Source organism: Alcanivorax sp. DSM 26293, from assembly GCF_900107995.1.
Classification (GTDB): Bacteria; Pseudomonadota; Gammaproteobacteria; order Pseudomonadales; family Alcanivoracaceae; genus Alcanivorax.
Genome location: NZ_FNUM01000009.1, coordinates 16,770 through 39,250, shown reverse-complemented (window position 1 = coordinate 39,250; position 22,481 = coordinate 16,770). Strand labels below are relative to the sequence as shown.

Annotated in this window: 22 protein-coding genes; 3 read left to right on the top strand and 19 right to left on the bottom strand. The window is 58.1% G+C overall.

Annotated features, from left to right (window positions below):
- Nucleotides 1–91: 91 nt before the first annotated feature.
- Nucleotides 92–352, top strand: a complete 261-nt coding sequence (locus C4S63_RS14875) for a hypothetical protein (RefSeq protein ID WP_103918059.1) — start codon at nt 92–94, stop codon at nt 350–352.
- Nucleotides 353–399: 47 nt separating this feature from the next.
- Complete coding sequence (locus tag C4S63_RS14870; RefSeq protein ID WP_103918058.1) at nt 400–1,023, top strand: FMN-binding negative transcriptional regulator; 624 nt, start codon at nt 400–402, stop codon at nt 1,021–1,023.
- 37 nt (nt 1,024–1,060) lie between these two features.
- Here the strand turns inward: C4S63_RS14870 and C4S63_RS14865 are convergent, their stop codons facing one another.
- The 19 genes from C4S63_RS14865 to mnmG all read right to left on the bottom strand — a co-directional run bounded on the left by C4S63_RS14865 (nt 1,061) and on the right by mnmG (nt 20,131).
- Nucleotides 1,061–2,545, bottom strand: coding sequence for a carotenoid oxygenase family protein (locus C4S63_RS14865; RefSeq protein ID WP_103918057.1), 1,485 nt, complete (start codon nt 2,543–2,545; stop codon nt 1,061–1,063).
- 208 nt (nt 2,546–2,753) lie between these two features.
- A complete protein-coding gene (locus C4S63_RS17325) occupies nt 2,754–3,377 on the bottom strand; it encodes a YceK/YidQ family lipoprotein (protein ID WP_146063395.1) in 624 nt (207 codons plus the stop codon).
- A gap of 32 nt (nt 3,378–3,409) precedes the next feature.
- The gene (locus C4S63_RS14860) at nt 3,410–3,829 is read right to left on the bottom strand and encodes an RDD family protein (protein ID WP_103918056.1); all 420 of its coding nucleotides are present in this window, start codon (nt 3,827–3,829) and stop codon (nt 3,410–3,412) included.
- Nucleotides 3,830–3,923: 94 nt separating this feature from the next.
- The gene (glmS, locus tag C4S63_RS14855) at nt 3,924–5,753 is read right to left on the bottom strand and encodes a glutamine--fructose-6-phosphate transaminase (isomerizing) (RefSeq protein WP_103918055.1); all 1,830 of its coding nucleotides are present in this window, start codon (nt 5,751–5,753) and stop codon (nt 3,924–3,926) included.
- 90 nt (nt 5,754–5,843) lie between these two features.
- Nucleotides 5,844–7,202 carry a bifunctional UDP-N-acetylglucosamine diphosphorylase/glucosamine-1-phosphate N-acetyltransferase GlmU gene (gene glmU, locus C4S63_RS14850; RefSeq protein ID WP_103918054.1) on the bottom strand — a complete coding sequence of 453 codons (1,359 nt, stop codon included), beginning with the start codon at nt 7,200–7,202 and terminating at the stop codon, nt 5,844–5,846.
- A gap of 204 nt (nt 7,203–7,406) precedes the next feature.
- Nucleotides 7,407–7,829: a F0F1 ATP synthase subunit epsilon gene (locus C4S63_RS14845; RefSeq protein ID WP_062815055.1), complete on the bottom strand. Its 423-nt coding sequence runs from the start codon at nt 7,827–7,829 to the stop codon at nt 7,407–7,409.
- Nucleotides 7,830–7,850: 21 nt separating this feature from the next.
- Nucleotides 7,851–9,233, bottom strand: coding sequence for a F0F1 ATP synthase subunit beta (gene atpD, locus C4S63_RS14840; protein ID WP_062815056.1), 1,383 nt, complete (start codon nt 9,231–9,233; stop codon nt 7,851–7,853).
- A gap of 58 nt (nt 9,234–9,291) precedes the next feature.
- Nucleotides 9,292–10,152 (bottom strand): F0F1 ATP synthase subunit gamma, encoded by an 861-nt coding sequence (gene atpG / locus C4S63_RS14835; protein WP_062815057.1) that lies wholly within the window; start codon nt 10,150–10,152, stop codon nt 9,292–9,294.
- Between the two features lie 23 nt (nt 10,153–10,175).
- Nucleotides 10,176–11,720, bottom strand: coding sequence for a F0F1 ATP synthase subunit alpha (atpA, locus tag C4S63_RS14830; RefSeq protein ID WP_062815058.1), 1,545 nt, complete (start codon nt 11,718–11,720; stop codon nt 10,176–10,178).
- A 16-nt stretch (nt 11,721–11,736) separates the two neighbouring features.
- Complete coding sequence (locus tag C4S63_RS14825) at nt 11,737–12,273, bottom strand: F0F1 ATP synthase subunit delta (protein WP_062815059.1); 537 nt, start codon at nt 12,271–12,273, stop codon at nt 11,737–11,739.
- 15 nt (nt 12,274–12,288) lie between these two features.
- Nucleotides 12,289–12,759, bottom strand: a complete 471-nt coding sequence (locus tag C4S63_RS14820; RefSeq protein WP_062815060.1) for a F0F1 ATP synthase subunit B — start codon at nt 12,757–12,759, stop codon at nt 12,289–12,291.
- A 64-nt stretch (nt 12,760–12,823) separates the two neighbouring features.
- Nucleotides 12,824–13,045, bottom strand: coding sequence for a F0F1 ATP synthase subunit C (gene atpE / locus C4S63_RS14815; protein WP_007151035.1), 222 nt, complete (start codon nt 13,043–13,045; stop codon nt 12,824–12,826).
- Between the two features lie 56 nt (nt 13,046–13,101).
- Nucleotides 13,102–14,013 carry a F0F1 ATP synthase subunit A gene (atpB, locus tag C4S63_RS14810; protein WP_062815061.1) on the bottom strand — a complete coding sequence of 304 codons (912 nt, stop codon included), beginning with the start codon at nt 14,011–14,013 and terminating at the stop codon, nt 13,102–13,104.
- A 16-nt stretch (nt 14,014–14,029) separates the two neighbouring features.
- On the bottom strand, nt 14,030–14,455 hold the full coding sequence (locus C4S63_RS14805; protein ID WP_231866127.1) for an ATP synthase subunit I: 426 nt from the start codon (nt 14,453–14,455) through the stop codon (nt 14,030–14,032).
- A 230-nt stretch (nt 14,456–14,685) separates the two neighbouring features.
- Nucleotides 14,686–15,813 (bottom strand): hypothetical protein, encoded by a 1,128-nt coding sequence (locus tag C4S63_RS14800; protein ID WP_103918053.1) that lies wholly within the window; start codon nt 15,811–15,813, stop codon nt 14,686–14,688.
- Between the two features lie 27 nt (nt 15,814–15,840).
- A complete protein-coding gene (locus C4S63_RS14795) occupies nt 15,841–16,761 on the bottom strand; it encodes a ParB/RepB/Spo0J family partition protein (RefSeq protein WP_062815063.1) in 921 nt (306 codons plus the stop codon).
- Between the two features lie 13 nt (nt 16,762–16,774).
- Complete coding sequence (locus C4S63_RS14790) at nt 16,775–17,572, bottom strand: ParA family protein (RefSeq protein WP_062815064.1); 798 nt, start codon at nt 17,570–17,572, stop codon at nt 16,775–16,777.
- Nucleotides 17,573–17,606: 34 nt separating this feature from the next.
- Complete coding sequence (gene rsmG, locus C4S63_RS14785; protein WP_103918052.1) at nt 17,607–18,239, bottom strand: 16S rRNA (guanine(527)-N(7))-methyltransferase RsmG; 633 nt, start codon at nt 18,237–18,239, stop codon at nt 17,607–17,609.
- Complete coding sequence (gene mnmG / locus C4S63_RS14780; RefSeq protein WP_103918051.1) at nt 18,236–20,131, bottom strand: tRNA uridine-5-carboxymethylaminomethyl(34) synthesis enzyme MnmG; 1,896 nt, start codon at nt 20,129–20,131, stop codon at nt 18,236–18,238. Before mnmG ends, rsmG begins: the two co-directional genes overlap by 4 nt.
- A gap of 530 nt (nt 20,132–20,661) precedes the next feature.
- Between mnmG and C4S63_RS14775 the strand changes: the two genes are divergently transcribed.
- A complete protein-coding gene (locus C4S63_RS14775; RefSeq protein WP_062815067.1) occupies nt 20,662–22,362 on the top strand; it encodes a potassium/proton antiporter in 1,701 nt (566 codons plus the stop codon).
- Nucleotides 22,363–22,481 lie beyond the last annotated feature (119 nt).

The window sequence follows — 22,481 nt, the reverse complement described above, 5'->3', positions numbered from 1 at the left end:
GCAGGATTTAGCTCAAGAGAAAGAGGACAAGGGGCGGCTCCAGAGTTATACGGAGCGCTCTACTCAATACGCTGTCATATAGGGGTAAATCATGGAAGATTTGGCTGAAGGCTTCCTTCGAGGGTTCGGAAGGGCTCTTGGGTATTTACTTGTAAATATCCTCTTTGAATTCTTCTTTTACTATCTAGGCTGGCCCGTAGTGAAACTGTTCACCTTGGGAGCTTACCCCAGGGGTGCAGATAGATATGGCTGGAAAATAGAAAGTCATGAAGGTGTTTGGGTTAGTAGTATTGGTGTACTGGTCTTTGTTCTGGCTTCTATGGCCTGCTTTCACTATGCGGGTCTCATATAATTGACGGCGGCAGGCAGATCAAAATTAACCCATAGAGTGTCACCAGAATGTTAGTCCCGAGTCATTTCAAAGAAGAGAACCAGAAAACACTTCAGCAGTACATCAAGGAGTACAGTTTTGGTGTGCTGGTGGTCGCTGATAGTGATGGTATCGACGCCAACCATCTGCCTTTCCATTTCAGTGCCAGTGAAGAACATCCGCTTGGCACGCTGCGCTGCCATGTGGCGCGAGTGAATCCGGTTTGGCAACGCATTGAGAACGGCGCCTCTGTGCTGGCGATTTTTCAGGGGCCAGATGCCTATGTGTCTCCGTCGTGGTATGAAACAAAGGCAGAGACCGGACGGGTGGTGCCCACATGGAACTATGTGTCGGTTCATGCGCAAGGCAAAGGCACTATCTTCCAGGATCACGTTTGGCTAAAAACGCATCTTCATCAGTTAACCGATTTTCATGAGTCGAGCAGAGAGAATCCCTGGTCGGTGGAGGATGCGCCTTCCGATTTCACCGGTCGCCTGGTGAACGCGATTGTCGGTATCGAGATCCGCATCGACACTCTGACAGGACAAGTGAAAGCCAGCCAGAATCATCCAGCGCGAAATCGGGCTGGCGTAAAGGCAGGGCTCGCACAGGGTTCTGAGCGTGAATCGGCAATGTCTGAATTTATCAGCTAACCAGACAGCAAGGGGTCAACCCTGCCCCACATCCCTCCTAACCTATAAACGACCTGGGGCTGTAACCGCAGTGAAAACCGAAGGGCACGTGGTTTTTCAGCGGCACCACGGCCACCTCGTCCAGGGTGCGGGCATCGAAGATGACCACTTCGCTGCTGTGATCACGGGCATCGTAGACCATGCTCACCAGCCAGCCTTCCTGGTTGTCGTCTTCCTCACCCGATGGCACATGCATGGCTTCAGAGGTATAACGGCCTTCACCCAGTGCGTGGGTTTTTACCTTGCCGGTTTGCAGATCAATCCGTTCCACGCCATCGAAGAAGGTGGAGTCATCGCCCATCATGCAGGCGGCATACATCACCGAGGTGGGCTGGGTGGTGTAGCGGTGATCCCACTGGGGGAACTCGCCGCCCAGGGCCTCCTTGTATTCGTTCGCCTCAATCGTGTCACTGTGGAGATCCAGGCGGTAACGCATGAATCGCCCGGCAGAGGTATCGCCCTTGCTGTGGAGCACATTTCGCAGCTGCTCGTTCACGGAAAAATCTTCGTAGCGGGTCAGGTCCACCTCGATGTTGCCATCGTCCGCTTCCCAGGCATTGGAGAAATGAATGGCCACGAAGGGATCGTCCACGGTGAACACCTTTTCCACCTGGAAATCCGCCGTGCGCAACACATAGATTTTCATGCCCAGTTCCGGGCGCCAGGCAATGGCCTGATCGAAGGGAATCAACCCGGCCAGCCAGGGCACCGGTGACTTCATGGCAATGGGGGACTGGAAGAAGATCATGTAGTTTTCCGTCAGCGCGAAGTCGTGACAGAAACTGAGGAAATCCACCTCAAAGGAGCCCTTCTCAACCAAATGCCCGGAGGGCGCGATCTTGTAGAGATCAATGGCGCCCTTGCCGGTGAGTGCGCCTTTCGGGTTGAACGACGGACGAATGCCGAAGTTGTAATAAATCCCGGTGCGTGGATTCACCTTGCCGTGGGCACTGAAGGTATTGAACTTGCCCAGCTTGCCGTCGTAATCGTGCTCGCCAATGGTATCCAGGGTGGCCGGGTCCAGCTGCCAGGGACGACCGCCCTCCCACAGCGCCAGCAACTTTCCGCCGTGGTAAACCAGATTGGTATTGGCGCAGTTGGCCGGCAGCCGGCCGATGTTCTTGCGGATGCCGCCCGGCGCATTGTGGCCGAAGCTGCGCATGACGATTTTGTTGGCCCTGGTTTCCGCCAGGTACTTGGGAGTGCGCACATAACGGTTGCGGTAGACCACACCGTCACTCGTGAAAGACACGGAATGCAGCATGCCATCGCCATCAAACCAGTGACCGAACTCCTGCCCACCGATCTGGTTGCGCCCCGGGCCGATACGGAAAAAGGTGCCGCTGACGGCATCCGGGATCGTGCCCTTTACTGCGTTGAGAGGAACAAGGTAATCCAGCTCTTCGTTGAGCGCTTCAAAACCACCGTGGTGCGTTACCGGCTTACCGGGAGACGTCCGTAGCGAACTCACTTCTGCCGTCATGGGATAACCCCTGCATTTTTCTTGTCAGAGCTCCCTTTCTAAGCCTCGATGGGGTGGTGTGCAAGGTGGGTTAAACAGCTAATTGTTTGGTGTTTCACTGTGTGGATGATGGGGGGGGTTGGGATGGACGGTTGTGCTGTTGGATACGAGGGAAGACCTGACCACCGTGATCCTTGGTAATTCATGCGTGTCGTTGGTTTCTGCCATTTCACTGACAGATTTCATTCATCGAGATCTCATATTCAAATCCTGAATAATACTGCTTACTAACATAAATAGTTTGCTTCTGTGAACACCTTCCATGGCCTACATAACGTATGAATTTGACGTCTGTATGATCGCTACAATCAACACACTCAAAACCATGAAACAACAGCTCCGCAGCACCACCCATTCCTCCTTTCCCACTAGTGTCATTAACAGCTCTGATAAATTCATTAAACTCCGCCAATGACTCGAAGCGAGCTTCATAGTTCGGGTTAACATACGTGATATATGGTCCCCATCCCCCCTCAGTCTCTTTCCGACTTTGATTTATCCATGTTCCTGGAATAGCCAGCGCGAAAGAATCTGAAACAAGGCTTATTGGAACATCTACAAGATTGAATGGGAGCCAGAACATAAAGAGTCCGCCAAACTCTGAATCAGTTGTTGCAGCATCACCAAACCATAGAAAATTCTGTTGTGTAGCAGCATAAAGGCCCGGAGCCATTACCTTATATCGTGCGCTGTTAACGCTTTTCTCAGTTCCATCTTTGAAATAAACAGACTTTGTCGCGCATCCGGACAGAAGCATAAGCGTAAAAGAAACCAGATAAATTAACTTTCGCAAGATATCCCCCAATTCATGCGTGTCCCCGATTACTATTCTTTCTTTTTATCGGCGGGTTCCCCCGCGCAGACAACCCGTGTCCCAGCGATCATGTCATGAAACCCTTTCTGCTCCCGGGAAACAAGCACGGGAATAAAGAGGAAGACATTCAGGGATACCACCAGCGAGAACAGCAAGCAGCGGCGGAACCATTGAAAGCCGGATGGAGGCTGGCCGGTTTGCGCATCCACAACCTTCAAGCCAAATAGCCGTTTCCCCAGATGCAGACCTGTCAACCAGCACACAAAGAAGCCCAGGGGTATAGCCAGCAGCATCAGGGCTTCAGCAGGCATGAAACCTGCCACTAGCCCGGCGTCCACGGCGATTTTATTGCCTAGCATGATCACGCCTGCAACCAGCACCAAATCAATGATGAATGCCGGGATCCTGAGCAGCGCTGTCTTCATTTCCATATGCCGATTCCTTTTTATTCTTTGTTCAAGACAATAAAAAGCCCGGCGACGCCGGGCTCGTTGTTAACTATTCACTATTAACTGTTAACTGTTTTTATTCAACCGTCACCGACTTCGCCAAATTCCTCGGCTGATCCACATCGGTACCGCGCAGCACAGCCACGTGGTAACTAAGCAACTGCAACGGCACGGTATAGACGATCGGCGCAATGGTTTCCGGCACGGCGGGCATGTTCAGCACGTGGATGCCTTCGCCTTCCTTCACATGGGCGTGCTTGTCGGCGAACACGTAGAGTTCACCACCGCGGGCACGGACTTCCTGCAGGTTGGATTTCAGTTTTTCCAGCAGTTCGTCGTTGGGTGCCACGGACACCACCGGCATTTCGCTGTCCACCAGCGCCAGGGGGCCATGCTTCAATTCCCCGGCGGCGTAGGCTTCCGCATGGATGTAGGAAATTTCCTTGAGCTTGAGCGCACCCTCCAGGGCCACCGGGAAATGCACGCCACGGCCCAGGAACAGGGCGTGGTGTTTTTCCACGAAGGCTTCTGACAGTTTCTCGATGGATTTATCCAGAGCGGCGGCTTGTTCAATCAGGTTGGGTAGCTGGCGCAGTTCTTCCAGGACCTTTTCAATCTCGTCGTCGGCCAGGCCTTTTTGACGCCCAAGGGCCAATACCAGCATCAACAGGCCCGCCAACTGGGTGGTGAAGGCCTTGGTGGAAGCCACACCGATCTCCGGACCCGCCTTGGTGAGGAATACCAGCTCGGATTCACGTACCAGGGAGGAACTGTCCACGTTGCATACCGCCAGGCGACCAACGTAGTTGGGTGACTGGGTGTCGCGCAGGGCGGCCAGGGTATCGGCGGTTTCACCGCTCTGGGAAATGGTGACGAACAGGGTGCCTTCCGGGACCACATGCTTGCGGTAACGGAACTCACTGGCCACTTCCACCTGGCAGGGGATACCGGCAATGTCTTCCAGCCAGTAACGGGCCACCATACCGGCGTGGTAGCTGGTACCGCAGGCCACGATCTGTACGGTTTTCACCTTCTCGAAGATGGCCGGCGCCTTTTCGCCGAAGGCGTCGATCAGGGTCTCCGGGCTGTTGATGCGATCCTCGAGGGTTTTCTGGATGGCCGCCGGCTGCTCGAAGATTTCCTTCTGCATGTAGTGGCGGTATTCGCCTTTTTCTGCGTCTTCGTGGGTGCCATCAAATTCGTGGGTGTCGCGGCTGGCCGGTTGGCCTTGCGCATCCACAATGCGGATGCTGTCGGTGCTGATTTCCGCCTGGTCGCCCTCTTCCAGGAAGATGAAGCGGTTGGTCACCGGCAGCAGCGCCAGCTGGTCGGAGGCGATGTAGTTCTCGTCGATACCCAGACCAATGACCAGGGGGCTACCGGAACGTACAGCTACCAGCTTGTGGGGCTCATCCTTGTGGATCACGCCCAGGGCGTAGGCGCCGTCGAGTTTTTTCACCACTTGCTGGACGGCGGTAAACAGATCCACACCGGTGGCCAGCACCTGATGCAGCAGGTGCACGATGACTTCGGTGTCGGTTTGCGACTGGAAGGCGTAACCGGCAGCTTCCAGTTCGTCTTTCAGTTCCTGGAAGTTTTCGATGATGCCGTTGTGTACCAGGGCCAGATCGCTGCCGGACATGTGCGGGTGGGCATTGGCTTCCGAGGGCTTGCCGTGGGTGGCCCAGCGGGTGTGCGCAATGCCGGTGAAACCGGTGGTCTGCTCATCCACGGTGGCGCTTTCCAGACCGGCCACCTTGCCCTGACGGCGCACCCGGGTAATACCGGAATCATTGAGCAGCGCCACGCCGGCGCTGTCGTAGCCGCGGTATTCCAGGCGCTTGAGGCCAGTGATCAGGATATTGGTCACATTACGCTGGGCAATGGCCCCGACGATTCCACACATGTTGGTTTCCTTGAATATTGCTTGCCGGCCGTGTCTACAGGTTCACTGCCGTATCTATTCGCCATGCGAGCATGGCTCCAACGGATTCGGTTATTTCTTTTGCGGACGTTTCCAGTCGCTCACATTGCGCTGCTGGCCACGGGCAACCGCCAGGCCATTGTCGTCCACGTCTTTGGTGATGGTGCTGCCGGCGCCCACGGTGGCATTTTCGCCGATGGTGACCGGGGCCACCAGTGAAGAATTGGAACCGATGAAGGCACCGTCTTTCATTACCGTCTGGAACTTGTTGGCGCCATCGTAATTGCAGGTGATGGTGCCGGCACCCACATTGACGCCCTTGCCGATCTGGCTGTCGCCGATGTAGGTAAGGTGGTTCACCTTGGATCCCTCGCCCACGTAGGACTTCTTGGTTTCCACAAAGTTGCCGATCTTGGCCTTGTCGGCCAGCTCGGTACCCGGACGCAGGCGAGCGTAGGGACCGATGGTGCAATGCTCGCCAATGATGGCGCCGTCCAGCAAACTGTTGGCTTCTATGACGGAGCCCGCACCGATATTGGTATCGCGGATTATGCAGTTGGGGCCGATGACCACGCCTTCCTCAATGGTCACGTCGCCTTCCAGCACCACGTTCACGTCGATGATCACGTCGCTAGCGATCTGCACGCTGCCGCGCACGTCCAGACGGTTCGGGTCACGGAGGGTGACCCCGTCGCGCATCAGGGATTCGGCCTGGGCCAGCTGGTAGAGTCGCTCCAGGCGGGACAACTGTACGCGATCGTTGATGCCATCCACTTCCCAGGCGAATTCCGGCTGCAGGGTTTCCACGGAGAGCCCGGACTGTACCGCCATGGCGATGACGTCGGTCAGGTAGTATTCGCCCTGGGCGTTGTTGCTGGACAGTTTCGGCAGGCAATCTGCCAGGAAGCTGCGGGTGCAGGCCAGGATGCCGGTGTTGATTTCCGGGATACCCAGTTCCGCTTCACTGGCATCTTTCTGTTCGACGATACGCTGCACATTGTTCTGGCCATCGCGAACGATACGGCCATAGCCGCTGGGGTCGTCCAGGGTCAGGGTCATCAGTGCCAGGGTCTGGTCATCCACGCACTGAACAAATTCTCGCAGGGTTTCCGGACGGATCAGGGGCACGTCGCCGTACAACACCAGGACGGTATCTTCCTTCACCAGCGGCATGGCCTGGGCCACCGCATGGCCGGTGCCCAGTTGCTCGGCCTGCTCGGCCCATTGCAGGTGATCGCCGTTGACGACGCTCTTTACCTTGTCGCCACCGTGCCCATACACGATGACCGTATTATCGGCGGCCAGGCTGGTGGCGGCATCCACCACGTGCTGGACCATGGCCTTGCCGGCCACTTGATGCAGTACCTTGGGCAAGGCACTTTTCATGCGTGTGCCTTTACCGGCGGCCAGAATGACTACTGCGAGACTCATACCCTGTCCTTATCGTTTTACCCTTGTCGCGATTCGCTGTGCGGCTTTGTAGCATCACATCGTGACATTTCTGTCTCTTTAACCCGAATCCATGGCGCCAGCGTCGTCACATGGCATAAGCCTTTGCCGACGAGGACCTATGACAGAAACAAAAAAGGGTAGCACTTGGCTACCCCCTCTGTGTTGAAGATTTGCAAAAGGTGCTTACCGGCCTTTTTTCTTCAACTGTTGGATTGCGCGCAACTGGGCCACGGCCTCGGCCAGGGTAGCGGCGGCACGGGAGTAATCCATTTCGGAATTCTTCCCTTCCAGCGCTTCTTTGGCACGCTGTTTGGCCTGCTCGGCAGCGGCTTCGTCCATGTTGTCGGCGCGATCTGCGGTATCTGCCAGCACTGTCACCAGCTTCGGCTGCACTTCCAGGAAACCGCCGGATACGTAGAACACTTCTTCGTCACCATTCTGCTTCTTCACCCGTACCGGACCCGGCTTGAGCCGGGTCAGCAGCGGGGCGTGGCCCGGCATGATACCGAGATCGCCTTCCACACCGGAGGCCACCACGATCTCAACCAGACCGGAGAACAGCTGGCGTTCTGCACTAACAATGTCGCAATGCACGGTCATCGCCATTTGCTTGTCTCCCGGTGCAGGTTACTTGCTACGCTTGTTGTAGGCTTCTACAACTTCGTCGATGGAGCCCTTCATGTAGAAGTCCTGCTCCGGGATGTGATCGTAATCACCGTCAAGGATGCCCCGGAAGCCCGCGAGGGTGTCTTTCAGGGAAACATACTTGCCCGGGGAGCCAGTAAATACTTCGGCCACGAAGAACGGCTGGGACAGGTAACGCTCGATCTTACGAGCACGGGCAACGATCATCTTGTCTTCTTCAGACAGTTCGTCCATGCCCAGGATCGCAATGATGTCCTTCAGTTCCTTGAAGCGCTGCAGTACGGACTGCACGCCACGGGCCACGTCGTAATGCTCCTGACCAATCACCAGCGGATCCAGCTGACGAGAGGTGGAATCCAGCGGGTCGATCGCCGGGTAGATACCCTTGGAGGCGATGTCACGGCTCAGTACCACGGTCGCATCAAGGTGAGCAAAGGTGGTTGCCGGAGACGGGTCAGTCAAGTCATCCGCAGGAACGTATACGGCCTGAACGGAGGTAATGGAACCGGTCTTGGTGGAAGTAATACGCTCCTGAAGAACACCCATCTCTTCCGCCAGGGTCGGCTGGTAACCTACCGCTGAAGGCATACGGCCCAGCAGTGCAGATACTTCGGTACCGGCCAGGGTGTAACGGTAGATGTTATCCACGAAGAACAGTACGTCGCGGCCTTCATCACGGAACTTCTCGGCCATGGTCAGACCGGTCAGCGCCACACGCAGACGGTTACCTGGCGGCTCGTTCATCTGGCCGTATACCAGGGACACCTTGTCCAGTACGTTGGAATCCTTCATTTCGTGGTAGAAGTCGTTACCCTCACGAGTACGCTCACCCACACCGGCAAACACGGAGAAACCGGAGTGCTCGATCGCGATGTTCCGGATCAGCTCCATCATGTTTACGGTTTTACCTACACCGGCACCACCGAACAGGCCAACCTTACCGCCTTTGGCGAAGGGGCAGACCAGGTCGATTACCTTGATGCCGGTTTCCAGCAGTTCGTTGGTGGCTGCCTGATCCGCATAGGTAGGAGCAGCACGGTGAATCGGCATGCGCTCTTCTTCACCGATGGGGCCGGCTTCGTCGATGGGACGACCCAGCACGTCCATGATACGGCCCAGGGTCTTGGTGCCTACCGGTACCTGAATCGGCTCACCGGAGTCGGTCACGTTAAGACCACGCTTCAGACCTTCGGTGGAGCCCATGGCAATGGTACGAACCACGCCGTCGCCCAGCTGCTGCTGAACTTCCAACGTGGTTTCAGTACCGTCCACGGTGAGGGCGTCATATACCTTCGGTACGCCGTCGCGCGGGAATTCCACGTCGATCACAGCACCGATGATCTGAACAATACGACCGCTACTCATGCTTGCATCCTCTTAACTTGCGTTTTTGCCGCGTTCTTTCTACCAGCCTGCTGACAAATCAGACCGCAGCAGCACCACCAACGATTTCGGAGATTTCCTGCGTAATTGCAGCCTGGCGTGCCTTGTTGTACACCAGCTGCAGATCACGAATGATGTCGCCGGCGTTATCACTGGCCGCTTTCATCGCTACCATTCGCGCTGCCTGCTCACAGGCATTGTTTTCAACCACACCCTGATACACCTGGGACTCAATGAACCGCACCAGCAGCTCGTCGAGCAGTGCTTTCGGAGCAGGCTCGTAAATGTAGTCCCAGTGACGCTTGAACTCTTCATCTTCTGCCGGTTCCAGCGGCAGCATCTGAATGTTCTTGGGCGCCTGGGTCATGGTGTTCACGAACTCGTTGTACACGATGTACAGGCGATCGATCTCACCATTTTCGTAGGCATCCAGCATTACCTTGATGGAACCGATCAGGTCGTTCAGGTGCGGGGTATCCCCCAGACCGGACACTGTCGCTTCCACATTGCCGCCAACGCTCTTGAAGAAGCTGACACCCTTGGAGCCCACTACACAGTACTGGGCTTTGGCGCCTTGCTCTTCCCACTCTCGCGCGCTTTTGACGACATTCTTGAGCAGATTCACGTTGAGGCCACCGCAGAGACCCCGGTCGGAGGTCACCACGATGTAGCCAACGTTCTTCACTTCCCGCTCTTGCAGGTAAATGTGCCGGTATTCCAGATCGGCATTGGCCAGATGTGCAACCACCTGACGCATGCGAGTCGCGTAGGGCTTGCTTGCCGCCATACGATCCTGCGCTTTACGCATCTTGGAGGCTGCCACCATTTCCATTGCACGGGTAATTTTCTTCGTGCTCTGGACGCTGGCAATTTTGCCTTTGATCTCTTTACCGCTGGCCATAGGAAGTACCCTTTTTCAGCGAATTACCAGGTCTGGGTGGCTTTGAACTGATCGAGAGATTCTTTGATCTCGGCTTCGATCTCGCCGTTGTAGTCACCCTTCTCGTTGATTTTGTCCATCAACGCTTTCTTTTCGCTGTTCATGTAGTCCAGCAGAGCCGCTTCGAAGGCGCCGATTTTCTCGACTTCCATCCCTTTCAGGTAGCCTTCGTTCGCTGCGTACAGAACAACGCCCATCTCGGCAACGCTCATGGGGCTGTACTGCTTCTGTTTCATCAGCTCGGTAACGGCCTGACCGTGCTCCAGCTGTTCGCGAGTGGAGTCATCCAGGTCAGAGGCGAACTGGGCAAAGGCCGCCAGTTCGCGGTACTGAGCCAGTGCCAGACGAATACCACCGCCGAGCTTCTTGACGATCTTGGTCTGCGCGGAACCACCCACACGGGATACGGATACACCCGCGTTCATCGCCGGACGAATCCCGGAGTTGAACAGGTCGGTTTCCAGGAAGATCTGACCATCAGTAATGGAGATTACGTTGGTCGGTACGAAGGCAGACACGTCACCACCCTGGGTTTCAATGATCGGCAGTGCGGTCAGGGAACCGGTCTTGCCTTTCACTTCACCGTTGGTGAACTGCTCAACGTATTCTTCGTTTACCTTGGCGGCGCGCTCCAGCAGACGGGAGTGCAGGTAGAACACGTCACCAGGATAAGCTTCACGACCCGGAGGACGACGCAGCAGCAGGGAAATCTGACGATAGGCCCAGGCTTGCTTGGTCAGGTCATCATAAACGATCAGTGCATCTTCACCGCGATCACGGAAGTACTCGCCCATGGTGCAACCGGCAAAGGCTGCCAGGAACTGCATGGAGGCCGGATCGGAAGCGGAAGCCGCAACGATGATGGTGTTGTCCATGGCACCGTGTTCTTCCAGCTTGCGCACCACGTTAGCGATGGTGGACTGCTTCTGGCCGATGGCGACGTAGACACACTTAATGCCGGAGTTCTTCTGGTTGATGATGGCATCAACCGCGACCGCCGTCTTACCAATCTGACGGTCACCAATGATCAGCTCACGCTGACCACGGCCGATCGGCACCATGGCATCGATAGACTTGTAGCCGGTCTGGACGGGCTCGTTAACTTCACGACGCCAGATAACGCCGGGCGCTACCTTCTCGACCGCATCGGTCTGCTTGGCGTCGACCGGGCCTTTGCCGTCGATGGGGTTACCCAGGGCGTCAACCACACGACCCAGCAGTTCCGGACCTACCGGTACTTCCAGGATGCGGCCGGTACAACGTACCTTTTGACCTTCGGCCAGACCCAGGTAATCACCCAGGACCACGGCACCCACAGAGTCTTGCTCCAGGTTAAGGGCCATGCCGTAGATGCCGCCCTCAAACTCGATCATCTCGCCGAACATCACGTCGGCCAGACCATGAATACGCACAATACCATCGGATACGGATACCACCGTACCCTCGTTGCGTGCTTCGGTGGAGGTATCAAGTTTCGCGATGCGCGACTTGATAATCTCGCTGATTTCGGACGGGTTGAGTTGCTGCATCTCTAATCCCTCAAACTCAAGAGTTCAGTTGCTCTGCCAGACGGTTTAGTCGGCCACGCACACTGCCATCAATTACGGTATCGCCGGCTCGCACCAGCACGCCTCCAATCAGGGACTGGTCCACAGACGTGGTGACATTCACGTCAGTGCCAAGGCGTTTCTTCAGCGCTGTTACCAGCTTCTCGGTTGCAGCGTCATCCAGATCGAATGCGGAGATAAGCTCCACATCGGTGAACCGCTGCTCCTGGGCCAGAAGCTCGTGGAACAGTTGCAGGATGATCGGCAAAAGCGGCAGACGCTTGTTTTGCGTCAGCTGGGCGATGAAATTACGCCCACTTTCGTCGAGTTCATCGCCACAGACTTCTGCAAAAGCAGAAACCTTGGCAGCGTCATCCAGTTCCGGCTGGTCAAGGTAGGCACGCATGGTGGCATCACCTGCCACTGCCGCTGCCAAGCCCAGCATCTTTTCCCACTTGCCCAGGTCACCTTGTTCCTTTGCAAAAACAAAGGCGGCCTTGGCGTAGGGGCGTGCGATGGTGGTCAGTTCAGCCATGAGTTACCCGTAGTCTCAGAGTTCAGCCGCCAGCTGCTCAAGCATCTGCTTGTGCGCATCCTGGTTAACTTCGCCAGCCAGTACCTTTTCGGCACCGCTCAGCGCCAGGGCTGCCACTTCTTTCCGCAGTTGCTCACGAGCCTGATTAACCTCTTGGTCAATCTCAGAGTGGGCTTTGGCTACCAGACGCTCACCTTCGGTGCGCGCTGCATCTTTAGCCTCTTCCACAATCTGATTAGCCCGGCGATTGGCCTGATCAATAATTTCGGCCGCCTTCTCTTTCGCTTCTTTGAGATTGGCGGTCGCCTTTTCCTGCGCCAGTTCCAGATCACGCTCTGCCCGATCCGCGGCACTCAGGCCCTCGGCAATCTTCTGCTTACGCTCATCGAGCGCCCGAGAAATCGGGGGCCAAACGAACTTCATGCAGAAGAACACAAACAGGGCAAACCAAATGGCCTGGCCAATTAGTGTCGCATTCATATTCATGCCAACACCTCAATCCGCGTTGCTTAGATTTCCCAAAATCGGGGCTTAAAAAGTAAAGCGCGATTTACTGGAAAATCAGCAGGAACGCGATAGCGATACAGATAATCGGCACAGCATCCAGCAGACCAGCGATGATGAACATGCGGGTTTGCAGCATCGGAGCCAGTTCAGGCTGACGCGCTACGGATTCCAGAAAACGGCCACCCATCATGCCAAAACCCAGACCTGCGCCGATGGCCGCCAGGCCAGCTACGATAGCAGCAGCAAGAAATTGAATGCCTTCCATCTTTACACTCCCGTTAAGTGCTTGGTTGGTTTAATTAAAAACCGGTTTAAAAAATCTTAGTGGTCTTCGACCGCCATGCTCAGGTACACGATAGTGAGTACCATGAAGATAAATGCCTGCAGGGTGATAACCAGGATATGGAATACCGCCCAGGGCCAGGCACCGATAAACTGCCAGGTGCCCATCATGGCGGCCAGCAGAATAAACACGAACTCACCAGCGTACATGTTGCCGAAGAGTCGCAGACCCAGGGATACCGGCTTGGCCAGAAGACCGATGGTCTCCAGCAGCAGGTTGACCGGGATCAGCAGAACTTTCACTACCGGGTTGCTGGCTTCAAAGGGGTGCAGAGCCAGGGTACCGATAAAGCCGCCCACACCTTTCGCCTTGATGGTGAAGAAGATCACCAGCAGCATCACACAGAATGACATGGACAAGGTGATGTTCGGGTCGGTGGTGGGTACGATCTTGAAGTAGGCTTCCTGTGCGGTCCAGCCGAAGAACGATGTCATGATCCAGCTGAAGGTGGCCGGAACCACGTCCACCGGAATGAGATCCATCAGGTTCATCAGGAAGACCCAGCAGAAGATCACCAGTGACAGCGGTGCCACCAGCTTGCTTTTGCCGTGGAAAGAATCACGAACCTGGGTATCAATAAATTCGATGATGGTTTCGATGAAGTTCACGAAACCGGAGGGAACGCCAGCGGTCGCCTTGCGGGCTACCAGCCAGAACATCAGGCACATGATGATGCCGAGGCCGCCGGACCAGGCGAGAGAATCCACGTGGAATGCCGCGAAGCCCATGTCTTTGGCTTCATTACCGTTGCAGGCAAACGTCCAGGTGGTTTCAGTCAGAGTTACTGTGTCTCGCCCGTCACACTCACGGACGTAGCCTTCGGGCAGTTTGCCATAGGTCAGATTGCCCAAATGGTGCTTGATGTACTCGCCCGGAGAGCTACCAGCCATATCGATACCTACAGTCTCAGTCGTTTTGCTCGTCTTGTCCTGCTGTGCGTCCGTCGAGACGCGCTACCTGGATCCAACCCACGACCTGGGTCAGCAGGAAGCCTAGCAGCAGAACCATTGCAATTTTCATTTCCCGCGCTTCGGGGACCTTGGCGAAAGTGAGCCAGAACAGCAATAACATGATTGCGATCTTGCCCATCTCTGCCCGCACCGCCGCAGTGGCCATGCGTTTGGGTGCGCGGTTAGCCGGGTGCAGCCAAATCTGAAAGCCGCCCCAGGCATATGCCATCAGGCTGATAGTGCCTCCCCAGGCCGCTACCAGACCGGCCAATGTACCGGCCAGGGTGGTTACCAGCAGTGCGAAAATCACCAGCGTCGCCAGCTGGGCGCGCATTAAGCCCCAGAACAGTGTTCTGTTGGGCTGGAATTCGTTGCTGGTCACCGTGAAGCCTCTGGGCTGATGCAAGTTGATGCCGCACCAGGCGCAAGGTCATGGGCACCCCTGATCTTTAGCGCGGCGAAGTATATGGAGTTGGCACCCATGTGGCAACCGTACTGGACGGATTGTTAGTCAATGTCAGAGCAATTGCGCAAGGCAAATAGAATGAGAGCGGGGCCACGCCCATCATGAATTTGATTCAGTTAATTGGGTAAACTTTAAATTTTTTTTGTTTACCCTTTTGCCAGGGGCTCCCGCGACCCGTTGGCGGGCAAAACCGGCGCCAACGCCGCAAGCTGATCCTGGTCCCCATGGACCGCCAGCACCGGCCATACCGCTGTCGCTATTGCCGCCGCCTCATGGCTCTGCTCAAGCCGCAGCAGCGCATGGGCAGCATCACCCCCCACCATGGCCAGGACAGGCCATATCGCCGGATTACCGGCCAGTGGCTGCAGCTTGTCCAGGGCCAGACGAAGGCTGGCGGCGGCAGCTTCGTTGCGACCCTGGCGTAACGCCACGATCCCCGCCACCCAGGGCACAAAGGCATCACCGTATTCCGGCAATAACGCCGGGTCCACCTCCAGCAGCAGACAGTGGGCGCGGGCAGCGGATCCGTAGCGGGCCTCCATCAGCGCATAATCCAGAGTCTGGCCGGGGTCCTGCTGCGAGGCCGCCACGGCCTCGCGGTGGCAGCATAGCTGGGCGTCATGCTCCCGGGCCGCCAGGTAGACGCGGGCCTGCTGGGCGGCATACATGCCCGGCATCAACATATCCATGACCGGCTGCCAGGGGGCCAGGGTGGCGAGTGCCTCATCGGTATCCCCGACCCTCGCCTGCACACAGGCGCGCTGCACCGTCAATTCCATGGCCACGGATTCATCGCGGATACGGCGACCCAGGCGGTCCCCCAGGGAGGTGGCTTTTTGCCAGTGCCCCAGGGCAATGGCGGACAGCATGGCATCAAAATCCCGGGCGTCGCGGTATTTCCACAGGGCGATGGCCGCCACCGTCAGAGGGACCAGCAATAGCAGACCGGCCCAGAGTCGATAATCGACCAGCCACAGCAGCACCGCCCCGGGCACGGCCAACAACCAGAGCAAGCCGGTTTGCCTGAACAGCATCAACAGAAAGGGGCGCAGCCCGTGACGGGCCTGAAAGGAGTGGCGCAGTTCGGCGTAGTCCCGGTCTGCCAGACCCCGGGTATCCAGGGGCATGGCGGCACTCATGGCATCATTTTGCAGACGCACGGACTGCAGGCCCTGCGCCTTGAGCAAAGCCATCGCCTCGGCGGCGCTGTTCGCATCCTGAATACCGGATACCGGCTGGCCATCGGCCTCGGCCCGGTAAAGAAAGCGTGCCACTGCCCCTCCCTGGAGATTCCGGGCGTATTACTTGATGTGGGCCAGGATGCCGTCCAGTTCATCCAGGTTGTTGTAGCTGATCACCAGCTTGCCCTTGTTGCCCTGGCCTTGCTGGATCTGCACCGGCGCGCCCAGACGGTCGGACAGGTCGGTGATCAACGCTTTCACGTTGGGGTCTTCCTTCACCGGTGCCGGCTTGGCGGGCTTGGCTTTTTCGAAATCCCGGACCAGTTCTTCGGTCTGGCGCACGGACAGGCCCTTGGCCACCACGGTGCGAGCCGCTTCCACTTGCTTGTTACCCGTGAGGGCCAACAGCGCTCGGGCATGGCCCATTTCCAGGTCACCGTGTTCGAGCAGCTTCTTGACGTCGGATTCCAGGCTCATCAAGCGCAGCAGGTTGGTGACCATGGCGCGGGATTTCCCCACCGCGTCAGCGACCTGCTGGTGGGTGAGCCCGAATTCTTCCTTCAAGCGACCCAGGGCGATGGCCTCTTCCATGGGATTGAGGTTTTCCCGCTGGATATTCTCGATCAGCGCCATGGCAATGGCGGCTTCGTCGGGCACCTCGCGGATTACCGCCGGGATGGTCTCCAGCTCGGCCATCTTGGCGGCGCGCCAGCGGCGTTCACCGGCAATGATCTCGTAGCGCTTTTCACCGAGGGGGCGCACCACGATGGGCTGCATGACCCCCTGGGCACGAATGGACTCGGCCAACTCTTCCAGGGCATCCGGGGACATGTCCCGGCGCGGCTGGTAGCGACCGCGCTCCATGCATTCCACCGGCAGGTGGCGCAGTTCGCCGTCGCGGGGCGGATGCTCCACGCCACTGGCCCGGTCTTCCGCCTGCTGCTGAATCCGCACTTCGTCCTGGTGCTGCTGGTAGGACTCGCTGCTGCTGAGCAGGGCATCCAGGCCCTTGCTGAGACCGCGTTTACGCTTTGCCGCCATGATCTTTCTTTCCTTATGAAGCTGCTGCAGGCTGGGCCTTGAGGGCCTGCTCACGACGCAGGATCTCACCGGCCAGGGCCAGATAACTGACTGCGCCACGGGATTTGGGGTCATAGGTGATCACCGGCGCACCATGGCTGGGCGCTTCCGCCAGCCGCACGTTGCGCGGAATGATGGTGCGATACACCTTGTCGCCGAAGTGGCTGATCAGCTGGTTGGACACATCGTTGGACAGGCTGTTGCGCGGGTCGTACATGGTGCGCAGCAGGCCGCCGATGTGCAGCTTGGGATTGAGGACCGAGCGGATCTTTTCGATGGTATTCATCAGCGCGGTCAGGCCTTCCAGGGCGTAGTACTCGCACTGGATCGGCACGATCACCGAGTCCGCCGCCGTCAACGCATTCACAGTCAGCATGTTCAGTGACGGCGGGCAGTCGATGAGGATGTAATCATAGTTGTCACGGATCCGCGCCAGGGCATTACGCAGACGGAATTCCTTGGACTTCAGATCCAGCAGCTGGACTTCCGCGGCGGTCAGGTCGCCATTGGCGGCGATCAGGGAAAAGCCGGAGTCTTCCGGGGTACCGGTCACCGCCTGCTCAATGGGCACGTCATCGCAGAGCACATCGTAGATGGTGTAATCCGTCTCGAACTTGTCCACCCCGGAGCCGGTGGTGGCATTGCCCTGGGGGTCGATATCCACCAACAGCACTTTCTTGCGGGTGGCTGCCAGCGACGCCGCCAGATTCACACTGCTGGTGGTCTTCCCCACGCCGCCTTTCTGATTCGCTACGGCAAATACGGTGGTCACTGCTGTCTCCTTATGGAGGCCACCCCGGTGGCCTTCAATCGCTGCGCTGTTGTACCACCACCAGTGTCCTGGGTTCATCGAGCCCGGGAATGGTCAGACTATGGTGGTTGCCTTGCCAGTGCGGCGGCATGGTCGCCAATTCCCGCTCTGTGCTGGCCGCTTTCATGGCCAGTACCCGGGTATTATCGGTAATTATCGGCGCCATGAGTGCCAGCATGTCCGACAAGGAGGCAAAGGCACGGCAAATTATCTGTGATGGGCTCTTACCGTACTGTTCCACGCGGGCGTGCACAACCTCCACGTTATCCAGCCCCAATTCACGGCGGGCCTGACGCACGAAGCGGGTTTTCTTGCCGTTGGAATCCAGCAGGGTAAATGCCTGCTGCGGACGGGACACCGCCAGAATAATGCCGGGAATGCCGGCGCCGGTGCCCACGTCCAGGGTGTCAGTGTCCGCCAGGTAAGGCAGCACGGCCAGGGAATCAAGCAGATGGCGGGTCACCATTTCTGCCGGATCACGAATGGCAGTGAGGTTGTAGGCCTGGTTCCATTTCACCAGCAGGTCCACGTACGCGAGCAGCTGGCGCTGCTGGTCATCACTGAGGGACAGGCCCAGGGCCTCAACACCCCGGGCCAGGGTGTCGGATAAGGTTGTGGAAAGGGTCATGCCTGTTGGGCCGCCTTCTGCTGGTGCTGGTGTTTCTTCAGGTAGATCATCAGCAGGGAAATGGCCGCCGGGGTCACCCCGGGAATCCGGCCCGCCTGGCCCAGGGTTTCAGGACGGATCTCTCCCAGCTTCTGCTTCACCTCGTTGGACAGGCCTTTCACCTGGCCATAGTCGAAGTCGTCCGGCAGGCGGGTGGTCTCTGCCGCCCGCAACTTGGCGATCTCGTCGTTCTGACGATCAATGTAGCCGGCGTACTTGGCAAGAATTTCCATCTGCTCGATCACTGCCGCATCCGGACGCTCGCCCAGCGCCACCGCGTCCGCCAGGGTGGCGTAGCTCAACTCCGGACGCTTGAGCAGATCCAGCAGGCTGTATTCGTGGGTCAGCGGCTTCTCGATCAGGGCGTTCACCGCCTCCGCCTGGGGCGTTTTCGGCTGCACCCAGGTGCTTTTCAGGCGCTGCTCTTCCTTGGCCATGCCCTCACGCTTGGCGTTGAACGCGGCCCAGCGCTCATCGTCGACCAGACCCAGCTCACGGCCTTTTTCGGTAAGGCGCAGGTCGGCGTTGTCCTCGCGCAGCAGCAAGCGGTATTCGGCGCGGCTGGTGAACATGCGGTAGGGCTCCTGGGTGCCCATGGTGATCAGGTCATCCACCAGCACGCCGATGTAGGCCTCGTCGCGACGGGGGGTCCAGGCGTCTTTTTCCTGGCTCAGTCGCGCCGCGTTCAGGCCCGCCAGCAACCCCTGGGCTCCCGCCTCTTCGTAGCCGGTGGTGCCATTGATCTGGCCGGCGAAGAACAGACCGGGCATGTGTTTCGTCTCCAGGCTGTGCTTGAGATCCTGGGGATTGAAATAGTCGTATTCGATGGCGTAGCCCGGCCGGGTGATATGGGCATTCTCGAAACCCCGGATGGAACGCACCGCCTCAAGCTGCACATCGAACGGCAGGCTGGTGGAAATGCCATTGGGGTACAGCTCGTGGGTATCCAGCCCTTCCGGCTCCACAAAGATCTGGTGGCTGTCCTTGTCCGGGTAGCGGTTCACCTTGTCCTCGATGGACGGACAATAGCGCGGCCCGACCCCGTCGATGACGCCGGTGAACATGGGGCTGCGGTCGAAACCACTGCGGATGATGTCGTGGGTCTGGGCATTGGTATGGGTGATGTAGCAGCACACCTGCTGCGGGTGCTCTTCCACCTTGCCCAGGTAGCTCATCACTGGCAGCGGACTGTCGCCCCACTGCTCTTCCATCACGGAAAAGTCCACGGTCTTGCCGTCGATGCGCGGCGGGGTACCGGTTTTCAGGCGGTCGACCCGGAACGGCAGTTCGCGCAGGCGACGGGCCAGGGCATTGGAGGGCTGATCGCCGGCACGGCCACCTTGGTGGTTATCCAGACCAATATGAATGACACCGCCCAGGAAGGTGCCGGCGGTGAGCACCACCGCATCGGCCACAAAGCGCAGGCCCATATTGGTGACCACCCCCACACAGCGGCCGTTGTCCACGATCAGGTCGTCCACCGCCTGCTGGAACAGGGTCAGGTTGGGCTGGTTTTCCAGGGTGGCGCGGATAGCCGCCTTGTAACGGACCCGGTCAGCCTGGGCACGGGTGGCCCGTACCGCCGGGCCCTTGCGGGCATTGAGCACACGGAACTGGATGCCGCCTTTATCCGTGGCACGGGCCATGGCACCGCCCAGGGCGTCGATCTCGCGCACCAGGTGGCTCTTGCCGATGCCGCCGATGGCCGGGTTGCAGCTCATCTGGCCCAGGGTTTCGATATTGTGGGTCAGTAGCAAGGTGGAAACGCCCATGCGCGCGGACGCCAGTGCCGCCTCGGTACCGGCATGGCCGCCGCCGATCACAATCACGCCAAATCGCTGGGAAAAATCCATCTCAACACTCGCCTTGCAGGGGGCCTGCTGTTCAAAATATAGCCAGAAGGGCGCGCTAGTATAATGGCAATGCTTCACGCTGCAAGCTCCGTGCAACCCCGCCTTACTGTAGGAGCGCCGCTGGCGGCGCGATCACAACAGCTAAATTCACTTCGCGATCATCACAAGGCCACCGTAGGAGTTCCTCTTGAGGGACGAACCACGCGTCAGCGTGGAAATCGACCGATAGGGCGATCAGCAATACCCGGCATCACCAGAGTGATTGGTGCACCCGCACGGCCTGCCTCCTCGCCCAAGCTCGGATTCGTCCCTCAAGAGGAGTTATTCGCTTCGCTCACCCTTTCGGCCGCACTGCGCTACGTGCGTTACTTCGCTACGCTCCGTTCCTACAGCGACATTGTAGATATCATGGGGCGCGGCTTCGTCTCACGCCTACGGCTAAAGATGAAAACCTCTTTCATGCAGCGTGCAGCAAGTTGCGTGTAAGCTAGTCTACTATAGAACCCTGACTCTCTTGGCATGGATTCGGCTTGGACTCTCTGAACCTGTTTCTTCTTATCGGCACCGGCCTGATGTTTACCGGCCTGCTGCTGGGCTCGCTGAGTGCCCGGTTCGGGGTGCCATCGTTGCTGATTTTCCTGGTGGTGGGGATGCTGGCCGGCGAAGACGGCATCGGCGGCATCCAGTTTGACGATTTTTCCACCGCCTATGTGATCGGCAATATCGCCTTGGCGGTGATTCTACTGGACGGCGGCCTGCGCACCCGGCTTAGCACCTTCCGCATGGGGCTGAAGCCGGCGCTCAGCCTGGCCACCCTGGGGGTGGCCATTTCCGCCGCCTTGGTGGGGGCCTTTGCCACCTGGCTGATGGGCGTGGACTGGCGGGTGGGCCTGCTGCTGGGCGGCATTATTGGCTCCACGGATGCGGCAGCGGTATTCAGCGTCATCAAGGGCGCCGGGGTCACCCTCAACGAACGGGTGGCCAGCACCCTGGAAATCGAATCCGGTCTCAACGACCCCATGGCCATCTTTATTACCCTGATGCTGGTCGGTCTGCTGGTGGACCCGGCGGCGGACTGGGGTGTGGGCATGCTGTGGACCCTGCTGCAACAGTTCGGCCTGGGCGCCCTGCTGGGCCTACTGCTGGGGGCGGTGATCAGTGAATTGCTGTTGCGGGTACGCAGTAACGAAGGGTTGCATGCCTTGCTGCTGTGCAGTGGTGGCGCCATGGTGTTTGCACTGACCAACCTGGTGGGCGGCTCCGGTTTTCTGGCCATCTACCTGACCGGTCTGGTGGCCGGCAACCGCCGTGGCGGCACCGGCGATAACGTGCTCAAGGCCATGGATTCCATGGCCTGGCTGGCCCAGTCCGGCATGTTCCTGATCCTCGGCCTGCTGGTGACGCCGTCCCGGCTTACCGAAAACCTGCCCTGGGCCCTGGCCGTGGCCGCTTTCCTGATGCTGCTGGCGCGTCCCATCGCCGTGTGGGTGAGCCTGCTGCCGTTCCGTTTCACCTGGCGGGAGGAAACCTTTATCGCCTGGACCGGCCTGCGCGGGGCGGTGCCCATTGTTCTGGCGGTATTCCCGTTGCTGGCCGGCGTGGAGCAGACCTATCTGCTGTTTGATATCACCCTGGTGGTAGTGCTGATTTCCCTGCTCGGTCAGGGTGCCAGCCTGCGATTCGTCGCCCGTAAACTGAAAGTGTCGGTGCCACCCACCACCGAGCCGAAACAGACCGTGCCGCTGGCCGCACCGCGGGACCGCTATCTGATGCAGTTCGAAGTGGAAGCCGGTGCCCGGGCAGTGGGTAAACCGCTGGCTGAGCTCAGTGAAGACAAACGGACACCGCTGGTTCTCTACCGCAATCAACAGGTACTCAGCCTGAGTGACAACCCGGATATCGAAGCGGGCGACCTGATCGCCTGGCTGGCGCCCCTGTCCCACAAGTCCGCCCTGTCCGACCTGTGCCACAAGATGAGCCACGACGAGAAACGCTATTACGGCGATTTCACTGTCCTGGGCCAGACACCGCTGGCCCAGTTAATCGCCATCTATGGCGTGGAACCGCCACCACCGCTATGGCAAGGTCTGACCGTGGCCGAACTGTTTACCAAACAGGTCGGCAAGCAAACTGTGGTAGGTGATACAGTCCGCGTTAGCGGCCTGCGTTTGCGGGCGCGATCAGTGGAAGACGGCAAGGTGGTGCTGGTCGGTTTGAAGCTGCCGGGATAATTCAGTTACGAGTTGAAAGTTTAAAGTTGAAACGCGAACCAGGCTACGCTGTCTTGCAACGCCATGCCCGCGATTAACGGTAAGGACGCGGGTACGACCTCTCAAAACCAGGGGCATAT